The organism is Streptococcus sp. KHUD_013 (assembly GCF_052588545.1).
In genome coordinates, this window is record NZ_CP186264.1 from 214,976 (window position 1) to 231,212 (window position 16,237).

Below are 16,237 nucleotides of genomic sequence, written 5' to 3' on the forward strand. Positions count from 1 at the left end.
AAAAGTGTATTCAGCTAGGCTTTCTGTTATAATAGAATGAGAAAAATCGTAGAAAAGGATCCATATGCAGATTTTTGATACCCATACTCACCTCAACGTTGAAGAGTTTGCAGGGAGAGAAAAAGAGGAATTAGAACTAGCTAAAGAGCTGGGAGTCCATGCCCACAATGTTGTTGGCTTTGACAAACCAACCATCGAACGAGCAATAGCCTTGGCCGACCAGTACCCGGAAGTTTATCTCACACTTGGTTGGCATCCCACTGAGGCGGGCGACTATAGTCCTGAGGTAGAGGCTTATCTAGTGGAGCAGTTGAAACATCCTAAAGTTGTCGCCTTAGGAGAAATCGGTCTCGATTACCACTGGATGACGGCACCAAAAGACGTTCAAGAAAAGGTTTTTCGCCGTCAGATCCAACTGTCTAAGGACTTGGACTTGCCTTTTGTAGTGCATACGCGTGATGCTCTCGAAGATACCTACGCCATTATCAAGAGTGAAGGAGTGGGCCCGCGCGGTGGAATCATGCACTCCTTCTCCGGTAGTCTTGAAGAAGCCAAACGTTTCATGGATCTGGGAATGATGATTTCCTTCTCTGGAGTGGTGACGTTTAAGAAGGCGACAGATATCCAAGAAGCGGCAGCTGGCCTTCCGCTTGATAAGATCTTGGTTGAGACAGATGCCCCTTATCTGGCACCAGTTCCTAAGCGGGGCCGGGAAAATAAAACAGCCTACACCCGCTATGTAGTGGATCATATTGCAACACTACGTGGTTTGACGACAGAGGAAGTAGCTCAAGCCACCTATGACAATGCGAGAAAGGTATTTGGCCTTGACTGAAAAAAGAAAAATACCAGAAGTGATTGTTGTTGAAGGCAAGGACGATACGGCCAATCTGAAACGCTATTATGAGGTGGATACCTATGAGACACGTGGATCCGCCATTAATCAGGATGACCTCGAGCGAATTGCCACCTTGCAAGAGTTGCGTGGAGTCATTGTCTTTACGGATCCGGATTACAATGGGGAGCGCATTCGTAAGATCATCATGCAAGAAATTCCGCAGGCCAAGCATGCCTTTTTAAATCGTGGCGAAGCAGTGCCCAAATCAAAAACCAAGGGCCGTTCCTTGGGAGTCGAGCATGCCAGCTTTGAAGACTTAGAAAAAGCCCTTGCTGGACTGGTGGGCTCCTATGAAGATGAGCATTTCTTTGATATTACCAAATCAGATCTGATGCGACTCGGCCTGCTGATGGGCAGTGACAGTCGCAAACGGCGGGAATATCTAGGAGAAGCCTTGCGCATCGGTTACTGCAATGGCAAACAACTGCTCAAACGCTTGGAGTTGTTTGGGGTAACATTAGCGGAAGTTGAAGATTTCATGAAAACATATGATAATAACTAAGTGGACCTCAAATGTAAGGGGAATGTGACACAATAGAAGTAATCATATACGGTTTAATCAGGCTTAGTAACAAGCATTAGAAAAATAACTCCATAAGATTTAACTTGAGTGGAGACAATGAGGAAAAGTTATGGGAATCTTTGATTTTTTAAAAAAGACAGAAGCAACTGGGGAAAGTAAGGAAACGATAGAAACGAAAGTCAATGCTTGTGTGGGTGTTCTAGATTTGTTCCCGATGAAGGAAACGAACCAATTATTGATTGTTGGGAGTCTAGAGGGTAGTATCAAGGTTGGAGATCAGTTGCAGTTCTGCAATCCTGACCAAGGAATGGAAAGTCTTGGTACTGTAGAGGTTAAAAAACTCAGCAGTCAAAACAAAGATGCAGATATTCTAACGGATCAAGTTCTCGCACATCTAGTGGTTGATAGGAATCCTTCTTTGGATAAATTGAAAAAAGGAAGTGTGCTCTTTAGTTCAGGTGTTGAGGAAGAGCAAAAATTATCTAGCTATTCAGATGCTCTTTATCGTGCTTTTGTAGCCATCCAAGAGGGGCAATTGACTAATGAAGACTATTTGGCAGCTAGCCTTGATGATAGCGTAGAGATTTCACGTCTCTTTTTATGGAAATGCCGTCAAAATCAGGAAACTGAAAGTGAAGAAAGCTATCAAGCCAACACTCGTAAGTTGGAACGTCTAGCGGAAATCGTCAAGGACAAGCTGTTAGCAGCAGATTCAGTTTATGCAGTATATTCAGAAAAAACAGGCGAACCCTATCTTTTTTCAACGGCCTATGACAGGGGAGAAGAGGGCTATCTTTGCACGGATCCCATGATTATGCTTTTGACACCATCTTGGTATCGCCAATTCAAGGAAACCATTGATAGTCGACCAAACTCAGTCGTAAAACTGATTGAAAATACGGAAGATAAAAAAGGGATTGAGAATTTCCTTGGGACAGCCTTTTACTTAAATGGTGCCTTGGGAGCAATCTTTAATTCCAAGGAAGTTAGCATCAGTGCCTCAGCCTTGGTTCAAAAACCAGATTTTTCTAATTTGCCAGAAATACAAGTTCCTGTAATGAACCCTGACTTGGTAAGATGGATGCTGTTGATGGGGCAACTAGATTATCCGATTACGGAAGAGCAAGAATTACTTTATAAACTCTATTATAAGTTCTTCTCAGAAGCTATGCCTAAAGCAAAATTCCTATTGCCTTTAGATGCAGCTTCGGAATTTAAGGGCGATAGTCAGGAAGGAAACTCCTTTGTCTTGGAAAAAGATTCTAGTTTTAACATTCCAGTCAAAGAAGGCAAAAATGGCAGAAATTCTGTTCCAGTATTTACTGATTGGAAACGTCTGCGAATGGTCTTTGATGAAAAGTGGAATGGTATGATTGAAGAAGCTGGAGGCATAATTGAAGGCTTTGACTATGCCATAAACCCAACTGAATACTATGAAGCAGGTGCCTATGTTAGCCTAACAGCTTTTAGAGACATGCAAAAGCTTAGTGAGGAACAAGAAGGAAGAGCACAAGATTAGAAAACCTTTCAATATTAGAAAAGAGAAAAAATGAGAATTGCAGATTATAGCGTGACAAAGGCAGTGCTAGAGCGTCACGGCTTTACCTTTAAAAAATCCTTCGGTCAAAACTTCTTGACCGATACCAACATCCTTCAAAAGATTGTGGATACTGCTGAGATTGATAAGCAGGTCAATGTCATCGAAATCGGTCCTGGAATTGGAGCTCTCACTGAGTTTTTGGCAGAAAATGCCGCAGAAGTGATGGCCTTTGAGATTGATGACCGCTTGGTTCCTATCTTAGCGGATACCTTGCGGGATTTTGACAATGTCACGGTTGTCAACCAAGACATCCTCAAAGTGGATCTCAACCAGTACATCGCAGAGTTTAAAAATCCAGAGCTTCCGATCAAGGTGGTGGCCAACCTTCCTTACTACATCACGACTCCCATCCTCATGCACTTGATCGAGTCTAAAATTCCTTTCCAAGAATTTGTGGTCATGATGCAAAAAGAGGTGGCAGATCGCATTTCAGCCGAACCTAATACCAAGGCTTACGGGTCTTTGTCCATTGCAGTCCAATACTATATGACCGCTAAAGTAGCCTTTATCGTGCCTCGCACCGTCTTTGTGCCAGCGCCAAACGTTGATTCTGCCATCCTTAAGATGGTGCGTCGCGAAGAACCAGCAGTAGCCGTCAAGGATGAAGATTTCTTCTTCTCTGTCAGCAAGGCTAGCTTTGTCCACCGTCGCAAAACGCTTTGGAACAACTTGACCAGTCGCTTTGGCAAGACCGAAGAAATCAAAGCCAAATTGGAAGCAGGGATCCAAGCTGCAGGCCTGCAACCTTCTGTACGAGGAGAAGCCCTTAGCTTAGAAGACTTCGCCCGCTTGGCAGACGGTCTTCTAGAAGCCGGGATCAAATAATAGAAAAGACATGAGATATGAAGCTCATGTCTTTTTTAGTTGTAGAAGGAAAGGACGGGATTTGAACCCGCGCGTGAAGAAAATCCACTTGCCGGATTTCGAGTCCGGTGCCGTACCGAGCTGGGCCACCTTTCCAAGATGCGGAGAAAGGGATTTGAACCCTCACGCCCGAAGAGGCACATGCGCCTGAAGCATGCGTGTCTGCCGTTCCACCACCTCCGCATAGTTCTATTATACTCTTTTTAAAAGAAATGCCAAGAAAAAATAGCATGTTTCTTTTTATCGAACCTATAGAGGAAACAGAAAAAGGCTGGGTAAATCCAGCCTTTTCTTTCTTTTACTTATTCATAGCTCAGTTGAGGGTAGAGTTCTTCTTGTTCTGCAGAGGTATCTTTGAGAAGGAAGATGGCCCACAAGAGAGCAAGGAGAAAGACGACTAAGCCAGGGATCCCACCTTCAGGTCCAAACTCACCACCTGTGATAAAGGTCCGGTTTGAAGTTGTGAAGTACATCAGAGAGGATTCACTATCAAAGCCACTGACATGGAAGCCGTAGACATTTCCCATGATGAAGTTCCAAGCGAAGTGGAAGCCACAAGGTCCCCAGATATTTCCTCTCTTCAAGGCATAGACTGCTGTGAAGAGACCGAAAACGAAGAGGTGAACTGTTGAAAGCCAGGAAGCTCCGTTGTTGTTCAAGTGGAAGTAGGAGAACATGGTAGAAGAAATGAGGATGGCTAAGTAAGCATTCTTATGGTAAGAAATAATTGGAATCAACCAACCACGGATATAAATTTCTTCGGCTGCCGTTTGAAAAATATAGCCAATCAGAACCAAGATCCAAGATACGAGGAAAGGAAGACTAAATTGAATACGATCGAAACGGACATCACCAGTGATGAAGAAGACGATTAAGACCGTAGTAATCATAATGGCGCCGACCAAGACCCCCTTAGCGAATTCGGAGAGACCATTTCCTTTGGAAAAGCCCATGGTTCGAACCGGTCGTTTTTCAATGAGTTTCACCCAGAGGAAGAAGGCGATGATGGTGTAGAGAAAGGACAAAAGATCCAGAATATTCCACCAGTCGGGAATCCAACTTTGTTTGTTCAAAAAGAAGTTTGTGGAAGCAGTACTGATCGGAGACATGTACTGGGTGATGTAATAGAGAATAAAGGGAGCTAAAAACCAAGGGGTTAAAAACTTCCCTTTCTTTACATTAGAAACGAGAGGGTTACTCTTGGAAAGAAATGAAAAACTCATAAAGGACCTCCTTATAACTGGCAGGGATTAGTAAGAAAGTCAGAAATCAGGCACCAAAAAGAGGGCTTCTTTCATTACTAATCAGGTAGCTTCGTCAAGAAATGTATCAGTCTCCGTCACTTCCTTTCTATAAAATAGTTTGGACTTCCCACGATAGGCATATATATTATGTCCTTCTCCTCTATTATAAACCTATCTGAAAACGTTTACAACCCCTTGCCTGCATCTTACTCAAAAAAATGAAATAACTTCCTCTTTTTCATCTCCAAGTCAGCAAGCGCTATCGTATATTTTTTGATATAATGGTAGTATTAACTTTAAAGGAGTGCTAGTTGCAAGGAACGATTGTTAAAGCCTTGGCCGGTTTTTATTATGTGGAGTGCGAGGGAGAAATTTACCAAACACGCGCCCGAGGAAATTTCCGGAAAAAGGGACAAACTCCCTATGTTGGAGATAAGGTAGAATTTTCAGCTGAAGAAAATTCGGAAGGCTATATTTTAAAAATATTCCCAAGAAAGAATAGCTTAGTCCGTCCACCCATTGTGAATATAGATCAGGCTGTCGTCATCATGTCTGCCAAAGAGCCAGATTTTAATGTTAATTTATTGGACCGCTTTTTAGTCCTCTTGGAACAAAAAGTGATTCATCCGATTGTCTATATTTCAAAAATGGACTTACTAGAAGATCCAGCTCAGATGCTTCCTTTCCAGGAAGTCTATCGCAAAATGGGCTATGACTTTGTCACGGACAAGGAAGAGCTCTTGCCTCTCTTGAAGGATCAGGTGACGGTCTTTATGGGCCAAACAGGAGTGGGGAAATCCACCCTCTTGAATACCTTGGCTCCGGATTTGGAATTAGAGACAGGAGAAATCTCCGACAGTCTTGGACGCGGCCGCCATACGACGCGAGCTGTCAGTTTTTATGATCTCAATGGGGGCAAAATTGCGGATACCCCTGGCTTCTCCTCTCTAGATTATGAAGTCGATAATGCGGAAGATCTCAATCATGCTTTTCCAGACATTGCCAAGGTGAGCCAGGATTGTAAGTTCCGTACTTGTACCCACACACATGAACCATCCTGTGCTGTTAAGCCTGCTGTCGAGGAAGGGATCATAGCTTCCTTCCGCTATGAGAATTACTTACAGTTTTTGAGCGAGATCGAAAATAGGCGAGAAACCTACAAAAAAGTATCGAAAAAATTACCCAAATAAGGAGACCTGAAGAATATGAAAACAAACAAATTAGCCCCTTCTATTTTGAGTGCAGATTATGCAAATTTTGAAAGTGAATTGAAGAAATTGGAAGCATCTGGTGCGGAGTACGCCCACATCGATGTGATGGACGGCCACTTTGTGCCTAATATCAGCTTTGGTGCTGGTGTAGTTGCTAGTATGCGTCCTCACAGCAAGCTAGTGTTTGACTGCCACTTGATGGTTACCAATCCTGAGCAACATATTGAAGAGTTTGCGCGTGCCGGAGCAGATATCATTAGCATTCACGTCGAAGCGACTCCACACATCCATGGTGCCCTTCAAAAAATTCGTTTGGCAGGGGTGAAACCAAGTGTGGTCATTAATCCAGGAACCCCTGTTGAAAGTATCCAACACATCTTGAACTTGGTAGATCAAGTACTTGTCATGACTGTCAACCCAGGATTTGGTGGGCAAGCCTTCCTGCCAGAAACCATGGATAAGATTCGTCAATTGGTTCAATTGCGTGAAGAAAAAGGCTTGGATTTCGATATTGAAGTCGATGGGGGAATTGATGATAAGACGATTCACGCTGCGAAAGAAGCAGGGGCAAACGTCTTTGTAGCAGGTTCCTATGTGTTTAATGGAGATGTGAATGAACGAGTTCAAACCCTTCGAGCAGCCGTCCAAGACTAAGGTTGCGATTGTAGCTGGAGGCCGAGTGGAAACCATTCCGCTAGACTTGGATGTTTATGTCGGGGTGGATGCAGGTTGCCTTTTCCTATTAGAGCAAGGATTGGAACTATCTTTAGCAGTTGGAGATTTTGACTCGGTCGAGCCAGAAGAATTCCAGAGTATTCAATCTGCGGCTCACGCATTACGGACTTCGGTAGCAGAAAAAAATGATACGGATCTGGAATTGGCGATTAAGGAAGTGTTAGAAGGTTGGCCTCAAGCGGAAATTCGGATTTTTGGAGCCTTTGGTGGTCGCCTGGATCACCACTTGGCCAGCGTTTTTCTGCCCAGCGATCCAGAGATTGCACCCTTTATGTCGCAACTTTACTTGATGGACCAACAAAATTATCTCTGCTACCGTCCAGCAGGTCGCCATACCATTCTGCCTATAGCAGGCTATACCTATGTAGCTTTTATGCCAGTTGAGGGAGCTTCCATCCAGATTGAAGGAGCTAAGTATCCCTTAAATCAGACCAATTATTTTAAAAAGGCTATTTATGGGTCCAACGAGTTTATCAATCAGCCGATTACCTTAACCATTGATCGAGGCTACGCCCTTATCATTTATAGCAAGGATGGGAAATAAGATGGAATTAATCCTTTTTGTATTAGGAGTGGGAAATCTTGTCTTGCTCTTCTTGCTCTACCAGCAACGGACAGCTGATAACAAACAGGTCCGTGACTTACTGGAGGACCAAGAAGATCATCTTTCGGATCAGCTGGATTACCGATTTGAGAGAGAGCGACAAGCTCAGCAAATCACTGGCCAGCAGATAGAGATGGCGATCAGTGACCGTCTTATGGAATTACGGACAGAAATGCATCAGCAAACGACTGCTTTACGAGCAGAACTTGCTGAGAATTTCACTAAAAACCGAGACAAAACGGACGAGCGGATGCAACAGATTCAAGCTTCCAATGATTTGCGGTTGGAGCAGATGCGTCAAACGGTCGAAGAAAAGTTGGAAAAAACCTTGCATAGTCGTCTTCAAACCTCCTTTGAGACGGTCTCCAAACAATTGGAGTCGGTCAATAAAGGTCTTGGGGAAATGCAGACGGTCGCTAGAGATGTAGGAAGTCTCAATAAGGTTCTTTCTAATACGAAAACCCGTGGGATTATGGGAGAACTCCAACTCGGCCAGATCATTGAAGATATCCTAACTCCCGCCCAATATGAAAGAGAGTTTGTAACAGTTCCCCATTCCAGCGAACGCGTCGAGTACGCCATCAAGATGCCTGGTCAGGTCAGAGGGGAATACGTCTATCTGCCAATCGATTCTAAGTTTCCTCTGGAGGGGTATTACCGACTGGAAGAAGCCTATGAAAGTGGGGAGAAAGAGGAGATTGAACGGTGTCGTAAACTCCTATTGGCTAGTATCAAACAATTTGCCAAGGACATTCATCAAAAATACCTCTATCCACCTGCCACTACTAATTTTGGGATTCTCTTTTTACCGACGGAAGGGCTCTATTCAGAAGTGGTCCGCGACCCAGCCTTCTTTGATCGCCTCCGAAGAGAGGAGCAGATTGTCGTCGCGGGGCCAAGTACGCTTTCAGCCTTGTTAAATTCCTTATCGGTTGGATTTAAGACCCTGAATATTCAACGAAGTGCGGATGATATTAGCAAGGTCCTTGCATCCGTCAAGACGGAGTTCCAAAAATTTGGAGGCGTTTTAGAAAAGACCCAACGGCAGTTGAAGCATGCCTCTGGCAACATTGATGACCTCTTAAACCGAAGAACAAATGCTATCGAGCGCACACTCCGAAACATTGAAACGTCAGAGAATCTAGATATAGCAAGCCTATTGAATTTAGAAGATGGAGAAAATGATGGTCAAAATTAATCAAATGAAAAAAGACGAATTGTTTGAAGGCTTCTACCTCATTAAGTCAGCAGATGTTCGTCAGACACGTGCTGGAAAGAATTATCTTGCCTTTGTCTTCCAAGATGAGACAGGCACAATCGAAGGAAAATTGTGGGATGCTCAGCCACATAATGTGGAGCAATTTCAGGCTGGGCGTGTGGTTCATATGAGTGGCCGTCGGGAGGTCTACAACAATACGCCTCAGGTCAACCAGTTGACCTTGCGGTTGCCTCAAAGTGGGGAGCCATCAAATCCAGCAGACTTTAAGGAAAAACCTCCGGTAAATCCAGTCGATTTGAAAGATTACCTATCAGGGATGATTTTCAAAATAGAAAATCCAGTTTGGCAACGAGTGGTGCGGGCGCTATACAGCAAGTATGACAAAGAGTTCTACTCTTATCCTGCGGCCAAAACCAACCACCATGCTTTTGAGACTGGCTTAGCATATCACACAGCCACCATGGTTCGTTTGGCTGAGAGCATCTCTCAGGTGTATCCTCAATTAAACCAGAGTCTCCTCTATGCCGGCATCATGCTCCATGATCTTGCCAAGGTACTAGAGCTATCGGGGCCTGAAAATACAGAGTATACAGTTCGAGGAAACCTCATCGGGCATATCGCTCTAATCGATGAAGAAATTACCAAGGTCTTACAAGAGTTAAAGATTGACGATCAAAAAGAAGATGTGATTGTGTTGCGCCATGTGATTTTGAGTCACCATGGTCTACTAGAATATGGTAGCCCGGTTCGTCCAAAAATCATGGAAGCCGAGATCATTCATATGATTGATAACCTAGATGCAGAAATGATGATGATGACTTCTGCCTTAGCTTTAGTAGGCCCTGGTGAAATGACCAATAAGATTTTTGCCTTGGACAATCGCTCCTTCTATAAGCCAAATTTAAAAGATTCCTAATAAACCCGCCATAACCTGCTCTTGGTTTGTTAGTAAAAAAACCAAAAACGAATGTTGTGAGACTAACAATGTTCGTTTTTTGGTATAATATGGTATAATACAATAAAAAAACTATGTGGAGAGAAAATGAAGCTAAGAAGAAGTGAGCGGATGGTTGTGATTTCGAATTACTTGATTAATCATCCCTACGAATTGACGAGTTTAAATACATTTGCCGAAAAATACGAATCTGCCAAATCATCTATTTCTGAGGACATTGTCATTATTAAACGGGCCTTTGAAGAAATGGAAATTGGAAGCATTGAAACTCTTACCGGTGCAGGTGGAGGGGTTATTTTTACTCCATCGATTTCGGATGCAGATTCAAAAGAAATTGTCCAAAATTTGTGCAATCAATTGTCAGAAAGCAACCGGATTTTACCAGGTGGGTATATCTACCTTTCGGATTTGCTAAGTGATCCAAAAATCTTAAATAATATTGGGCGCATTATTGCCAAAGCCTTCCGAGATCAAAAAATCGATGCAGTCATGACGGTGGCCACTAAGGGTGTCCCATTAGCAAACGCGGTAGCCAATGTCTTAAATGTTCCTTTTGTCATTGTACGACGCGATTTGAAAATTACAGAAGGCTCAACGGTCAGTGTCAACTACGTATCTGGTTCCAGTGGCGATCGGATTGAGAAAATGTTCCTATCCAAACGTAGTTTGAAAGCTGGAAGCCGTGTCCTGATTGTCGATGACTTCCTTAAAGGAGGGGGAACGATCAGTGGGATGGTTAGCCTCTTAGCTGAGTTCGATTCAGAGTTGGCAGGAGTCGCTATTTTTGCGGACAATGCTTCGGCTAGAAGTAAAGATTTATTCGATCACAAGTCACTTCTACGTGTGACCAACATTGATGTAGCAGAAAATAAAATTGATGTAGAAATCGGAAATATTTTCGATAAGAACTAAGGCTGGAGAGGGAGAAAGGAAAATGAAAACAATTTTAGACCGTTTTGATCGTAGTCCCCTATGGCTTCGATTGGCAACGATATTCATCTTGACTGGAGTTCTTGTCGGTGGGCTTTATACGGTTCGTAAAAATTCTGCAGACCAGGTCACAGTGGTAAAACAAGAAACCAAAAAAACAGGTTCTCTTCCTATTAAGAAGAAAGATCCTAAAAAAGCCAAAGAAGAAGAGGAAGCGAAAATTCTTGAAGTTGCTGAAAAAGCAGTCGCTCATTTTGAAACCACAGCAACTCAAGAAACCTTAACCGCTGCGCAAGAGGCTGTAGAAAAAGTGAAGGACGAAACCAAGAAACAGGCCTTTCAAGCTCGTATTCAGTACATTGTAGACTATTACGGAATGCAAACCAATCAGAATACTCAATCAACTGATACGAATCAACCTAGCCAAACAGTTCAACCTCAACAAGTCGTTCCCGCAGAAGTCCCTCAGTATCAGTCCAATGAGGTTCCTCAGGTTTCGAATGCTACCACACCAGCTGTAACGCAACAAACTGAACAATAATCTAGCGCGATTTTAAGAAGAAGCAATCGTGCAAAAAAGAGAAAAAAATCTTGACAGTGAAAGTACCGCTATGTTACAATAATAGACGGTACTTTTTACTTTTGGTCTCTCAAGAGTGTACAGGGACGTGCTGACAAATGTTGCAAAAGTACACACAGATGATAGCTGTCACCAAGTGTATCATCACCAAAAATAAAAAAATACAGGAGAATGTAGATGCCTACAATTAACCAATTGGTTCGCAAACCGCGTAAATCAAAAGTAGAAAAATCTAAATCACCAGCTTTGAACGTTGGTTACAACAGTCATAAAAAAGTTCAAACAAACGTTTCTTCACCACAAAAACGTGGTGTTGCAACTCGTGTTGGAACAATGACACCTAAAAAACCTAACTCTGCCCTTCGTAAATTCGCTCGTGTACGTTTGAGCAACTTGATCGAAGTTACTGCCTACATCCCAGGTATCGGACACAACTTGCAAGAGCACAGCGTGGTGCTTCTTCGCGGTGGACGTGTAAAAGACCTTCCAGGGGTACGTTACCATATCGTCCGTGGTGCACTTGATACTGCAGGTGTTAACGATCGTAAACAAGGCCGTTCTAAATACGGTACGAAACGTCCAAAAGCATAAGGAAAGGGGATAAAGAGAAATGAGTCGTAAAAATAGAGCTCCAAAGCGCGATGTATTGCCAGATCCGCTTTACAATTCACAACTAGTTACTCGTCTTATCAACCGCGTTATGCTTGATGGTAAACGTGGTACAGCAGCTTCAATCGTTTACGGTGCTTTTGAGCAAATCAAAGAAGCTACTGGAAATGACGCGCTTGAAGTATTTGAAACAGCAATGGAAAACATCATGCCTGTACTTGAAGTACGTGCACGTCGTGTTGGTGGATCTAACTACCAAGTCCCAGTTGAAGTTCGTCCAGAACGTCGTACAACACTTGGACTTCGTTGGTTGGTAACCATCGCTCGTCAACGTGGTGAGCACACAATGGTTGACCGCCTTGCTAAAGAAATCTTGGATGCTGCAAACAACACTGGTGCAGCAGTTAAGAAACGTGAAGACACTCACCGTATGGCTGAAGCTAACCGTGCCTTCGCACACTTCCGCTGGTAAGATTAAGATACCAAGAGCGCAAAAGGCCCTATGCAAAAATAGGAAACTGATGCAGTGTTCGATGAACACAAAGCAGTTTATCTTTTTTGCATAGGGCATCGCTCGGGTTCAAATCGGCTAACTAACTTTAGCCCGAGTTCAATTGAGCTCAAATCAGCTAAACCAAACAGGATAAACAATGAGAACGGGTAGGTCCTGCCTATCCGTTTTTGTTAAATCATGTTATAATAGTATAGAAATAAAAAATATAGGAGAACAAAACCTCATGGCACGCGAATTTTCACTTGAAAAAACTCGTAATATCGGTATCATGGCCCACGTCGATGCTGGTAAAACAACTACAACTGAGCGTATCCTTTACTACACTGGTAAGATTCACAAAATCGGTGAAACTCACGAAGGTGCGTCACAAATGGACTGGATGGAGCAAGAACAAGAACGTGGTATCACTATCACATCTGCTGCGACAACCGCTCAATGGAAAGACACTCGTGTTAACATCATCGATACACCAGGACACGTGGACTTCACTATCGAAGTACAACGTTCACTCCGCGTTTTGGACGGTGCTGTAACGGTTCTTGACTCACAATCAGGTGTTGAGCCTCAAACAGAAACAGTTTGGCGTCAAGCAACTGAATACCGTGTTCCTCGTATCGTATTTGCGAACAAGATGGATAAAATCGGTGCTGACTTCCTTTACTCAGTAAGCACACTTCATGATCGTCTTCAAGCAAACGCACACCCAATTCAATTGCCAATCGGTTCAGAAGATGACTTCCGTGGAATCATCGACTTGATCAAGATGAAAGCTGAAATCTACACCAACGACCTTGGTACAGACATTCTTGAAGAAGATATCCCAGCTGAATACCTTGACCAAGCTCAAGAATACCGTGAAAAATTGGTTGAAGCAGTTGCTGAAACTGATGAAGACTTGATGATGAAATACCTTGAAGGTGAAGAAATCACTAACGAAGAATTGAAGGCTGCTATCCGTAAAGCAACTATCAATGTTGAATTCTTCCCAGTATTGTGTGGTTCTGCCTTCAAGAACAAAGGGGTTCAATTGATGTTGGATGCAGTCCTTGACTACCTTCCAAGCCCACTTGATATCCCAGCGATTAAAGGTATCAACCCAGATACAGACGAACAAGAAGAACGTCCAGCATCTGATGAAGAGCCATTTGCAGCTCTTGCCTTCAAGATCATGACTGACCCATTCGTAGGTCGTTTGACATTCTTCCGTGTTTACTCAGGTGTCTTGAACTCAGGTTCTTACGTATTGAACACATCTAAAGGTAAACGTGAACGTATCGGACGTATCCTTCAAATGCACGCCAACACTCGTATGGAAATCGAAACAGTTTACTCTGGAGATATCGCAGCTGCTGTTGGTTTGAAAGATACAACAACTGGTGACTCATTGACAGATGAAAAAGCGAAAATTATCCTTGAGTCAATCGAAGTTCCAGAACCAGTTATCCAATTGATGGTTGAGCCAAAATCTAAAGCAGACCAAGATAAGATGGGTATCGCCCTTCAAAAATTAGCTGAAGAAGATCCAACATTCCGCGTTGAAACTAACCCTGAAACTGGTGAAACAGTTATCTCTGGTATGGGTGAGTTGCACTTGGATGTCCTTGTTGACCGTATGAAACGTGAATTCAAGGTTGAAGCAAACGTTGGTGCTCCTCAAGTATCATACCGTGAAACATTCCGCGCTTCTACACAAGCACGTGGATTCTTCAAACGTCAATCTGGTGGTAAAGGTCAGTTTGGTGATGTTTGGATCGAATTTACTCCAAACGAAGAAGGTAAAGGATTCGAGTTCGAAAATGCGATCGTCGGTGGTGTGGTTCCACGTGAATTCATCCCTGCAGTAGAAAAAGGACTTCAAGAATCTATGGCGAACGGTGTTCTTGCGGGTTACCCAATGGTTGACGTGAAAGCTAAGCTTTACGATGGTTCATACCACGATGTCGACTCATCTGAAACTGCCTTCAAGATCGCGGCATCTCTTGCTCTTAAAGAAGCAGCTAAATCAGCACAACCAGCTATCCTTGAACCAATGATGCTTGTAACCATCACAGTTCCTGAAGAAAACCTTGGGGATGTTATGGGTCACGTAACTGCTCGTCGTGGACGTGTAGACGGTATGGAAGCACATGGTGCAAGCCAAATCGTTCGTGCTTATGTACCACTTGCTGAAATGTTCGGTTACGCTACTGTCCTTCGTTCTGCAACTCAAGGACGTGGTACTTTCATGATGGTATTTGACCACTACGAAGATGTACCGAAATCAGTACAAGAAGAAATCATTAAAAAAGCTAAAGGTGAAGCATAATTTTACCGTCTAGCTAAAAGCTTTCCTCCTATGAGGAAAGCTTTTTTTGATTCGAAAAGAACTTAAGGCCTCTTCCTCATAAGAGATAGTGAAAATGAATATGAAAGTTTGTGTAATATTTCTAATCCTAATGAAATCAGTTGCATTTTAGGGGAAGAAAGTATATAATAATATTGTTGAAAGATGATTTGTAACCTATCAAGTTACTCTTTTCACATAAAAAATTTTTTGATTTTCATAAGGAGGAAATCACGAATGGTAGTTAAAGTTGGTATTAACGGTTTCGGTCGTATCGGTCGTCTTGCTTTCCGTCGTATCCAAAACGTAGAAGGTGTTGAAGTTACTCGCATCAACGACCTTACAGATCCAGTTATGCTTGCACACTTGTTGAAATATGACACAACTCAAGGTCGTTTCGACGGTACTGTGGAAGTTAAAGAAGGTGGATTCGAAGTTAACGGTAAATTCGTTAAAGTTTCTGCTGAACGTGATCCAGAACAAATCGACTGGGCTAACGACGGTGTAGAAATCGTTCTTGAAGCAACTGGTTTCTTTGCTAAGAAAGAAGCTGCTGAAAAACACTTGCACCCAGGTGGAGCTAAGAAAGTTGTTATCACTGCTCCTGGTGGAAACGACGTTAAAACAATTGTATTTAACACTAACCATGACATTCTTGATGGTACTGAAACAGTTATCTCTGGTGCTTCATGTACTACAAACTGCTTGGCTCCAATGGCTAAAGCTCTTCAAGATAACTTCGGTGTTGTAGAAGGATTGATGACTACTATCCACGCTTACACTGGTGACCAAATGATCCTTGACGGACCACACCGTGGTGGTGACCTTCGTCGTGCTCGCGCTGGTGCAGCTAACATCGTTCCTAACTCAACTGGTGCTGCTAAAGCTATCGGTCTTGTAATCCCAGAATTGAACGGTAAATTGGACGGATCTGCACAACGCGTTCCAACTCCAACTGGATCAGTTACTGAATTGGTTGCAGTTCTTGAAAAGAACGTTACTGTTGATGAAGTAAATGCAGCTATGAAAGCAGCATCTAACGAATCATACGGTTACACAGAAGATCCAATCGTATCTTCAGATATCGTAGGTATGGCTTACGGTTCATTGTTTGACGCAACTCAAACTAAAGTTCTTGACGTTGACGGTAAACAATTGGTTAAAGTTGTTTCATGGTATGACAACGAAATGTCTTACACTGCACAACTTGTTCGTACTCTTGAATACTTCGCAAAAATTGCTAAATAATTCATCTGTATGATGAGAGGAGGGTAACCTCCTCTTTTTTTGTACTTTTTTTAGTTCCTCCTCACCTTATTATAGGATTTGCTAAAATGAATTGACAGACCTCTCTTTAAAGGGGTAAACTAAATCTGAGTGAAGATTTCCAATTCAAAAAAATGTAAGCGATTGCACGCGAGTGAAGGA

16 protein-coding genes and 2 tRNA genes are annotated in these 16,237 nt (G+C 42.9%); 15 read left to right on the plus strand and 3 right to left on the minus strand.

The features are described 5' to 3' along the window. Positions 1-64 precede the first annotated feature (64 nt). The 4 genes from ACOXXR_RS00920 to rsmA all read left to right on the plus strand — a co-directional run bounded on the left by ACOXXR_RS00920 (position 65) and on the right by rsmA (position 3,846). Complete coding sequence (locus ACOXXR_RS00920) at positions 65-835, plus strand: TatD family hydrolase (RefSeq protein ID WP_445278559.1); 771 nt, start codon at positions 65-67, stop codon at positions 833-835. Further along, positions 807-1,400 carry a ribonuclease M5 gene (rnmV, locus tag ACOXXR_RS00925; RefSeq protein WP_445278858.1) on the plus strand — a complete coding sequence of 198 codons (594 nt, stop codon included), beginning with the start codon at positions 807-809 and terminating at the stop codon, positions 1,398-1,400. Before ACOXXR_RS00920 ends, rnmV begins: the two co-directional genes overlap by 29 nt. Before the next feature lie 130 nt (positions 1,401-1,530). Continuing rightward, positions 1,531-2,940, plus strand: a complete 1,410-nt coding sequence (locus tag ACOXXR_RS00930; RefSeq protein WP_445278560.1) for an SseB family protein — start codon at positions 1,531-1,533, stop codon at positions 2,938-2,940. Positions 2,941-2,970: 30 nt separating this feature from the next. Continuing rightward, positions 2,971-3,846: a 16S rRNA (adenine(1518)-N(6)/adenine(1519)-N(6))-dimethyltransferase RsmA gene (rsmA, locus tag ACOXXR_RS00935; protein ID WP_417774951.1), complete on the plus strand. Its 876-nt coding sequence runs from the start codon at positions 2,971-2,973 to the stop codon at positions 3,844-3,846. Positions 3,847-3,892: 46 nt separating this feature from the next. Here rsmA and ACOXXR_RS00940 read toward each other — a convergent pair. From ACOXXR_RS00940 to ACOXXR_RS00950, 3 genes are all read right to left on the minus strand, one after another. Then, positions 3,893-3,981 (minus strand) — tRNA-Ser (locus ACOXXR_RS00940). 4 nt (positions 3,982-3,985) lie between these two features. After that, a tRNA-Leu gene (locus ACOXXR_RS00945) sits at positions 3,986-4,068 on the minus strand. 119 nt (positions 4,069-4,187) lie between these two features. After that, complete coding sequence (locus ACOXXR_RS00950) at positions 4,188-5,108, minus strand: CPBP family intramembrane glutamic endopeptidase (RefSeq protein ID WP_154857216.1); 921 nt, start codon at positions 5,106-5,108, stop codon at positions 4,188-4,190. A 332-nt stretch (positions 5,109-5,440) separates the two neighbouring features. On the opposite strand from ACOXXR_RS00950, the gene rsgA reads away from it, so the two are divergent. The 11 genes from rsgA (at position 5,441) to gap (ending at position 16,057) form a co-directional block, all read left to right on the plus strand. After that, positions 5,441-6,319 (plus strand): ribosome small subunit-dependent GTPase A, encoded by an 879-nt coding sequence (rsgA, locus tag ACOXXR_RS00955; protein ID WP_445278561.1) that lies wholly within the window; start codon positions 5,441-5,443, stop codon positions 6,317-6,319. A 15-nt stretch (positions 6,320-6,334) separates the two neighbouring features. Beyond that, positions 6,335-6,994 carry a ribulose-phosphate 3-epimerase gene (gene rpe, locus ACOXXR_RS00960; protein ID WP_445278562.1) on the plus strand — a complete coding sequence of 220 codons (660 nt, stop codon included), beginning with the start codon at positions 6,335-6,337 and terminating at the stop codon, positions 6,992-6,994. Then, entirely contained in the window at positions 6,954-7,619 is a 666-nt protein-coding gene (locus ACOXXR_RS00965) for a thiamine diphosphokinase (protein ID WP_445278563.1), read from the plus strand. The genes rpe and ACOXXR_RS00965 overlap by 41 nt, the downstream gene beginning before the upstream one ends. 1 nt (position 7,620) lies before the next feature. Then, entirely contained in the window at positions 7,621-8,877 is a 1,257-nt protein-coding gene (locus ACOXXR_RS00970; protein WP_445278564.1) for a DNA recombination protein RmuC, read from the plus strand. Continuing rightward, positions 8,864-9,814: a 3'-5' exoribonuclease YhaM family protein gene (locus ACOXXR_RS00975; RefSeq protein WP_129269931.1), complete on the plus strand. Its 951-nt coding sequence runs from the start codon at positions 8,864-8,866 to the stop codon at positions 9,812-9,814. The genes ACOXXR_RS00970 and ACOXXR_RS00975 overlap by 14 nt, the downstream gene beginning before the upstream one ends. A gap of 126 nt (positions 9,815-9,940) precedes the next feature. After that, complete coding sequence (gene purR, locus ACOXXR_RS00980; RefSeq protein ID WP_272079841.1) at positions 9,941-10,765, plus strand: pur operon repressor; 825 nt, start codon at positions 9,941-9,943, stop codon at positions 10,763-10,765. A 22-nt stretch (positions 10,766-10,787) separates the two neighbouring features. Then, positions 10,788-11,324, plus strand: a complete 537-nt coding sequence (locus ACOXXR_RS00985; protein WP_445278565.1) for a hypothetical protein — start codon at positions 10,788-10,790, stop codon at positions 11,322-11,324. Between the two features lie 216 nt (positions 11,325-11,540). Beyond that, positions 11,541-11,954, plus strand: a complete 414-nt coding sequence (gene rpsL / locus ACOXXR_RS00990) for a 30S ribosomal protein S12 (protein ID WP_001142332.1) — start codon at positions 11,541-11,543, stop codon at positions 11,952-11,954. A 19-nt stretch (positions 11,955-11,973) separates the two neighbouring features. After that, the gene (gene rpsG, locus ACOXXR_RS00995) at positions 11,974-12,444 is read left to right on the plus strand and encodes a 30S ribosomal protein S7 (RefSeq protein ID WP_003003105.1); all 471 of its coding nucleotides are present in this window, start codon (positions 11,974-11,976) and stop codon (positions 12,442-12,444) included. A gap of 265 nt (positions 12,445-12,709) precedes the next feature. Then, positions 12,710-14,791 (plus strand): elongation factor G, encoded by a 2,082-nt coding sequence (fusA, locus tag ACOXXR_RS01000; protein WP_414260069.1) that lies wholly within the window; start codon positions 12,710-12,712, stop codon positions 14,789-14,791. Between the two features lie 255 nt (positions 14,792-15,046). Continuing rightward, entirely contained in the window at positions 15,047-16,057 is a 1,011-nt protein-coding gene (gene gap / locus ACOXXR_RS01005; protein ID WP_233331750.1) for a type I glyceraldehyde-3-phosphate dehydrogenase, read from the plus strand. Positions 16,058-16,237 lie beyond the last annotated feature (180 nt).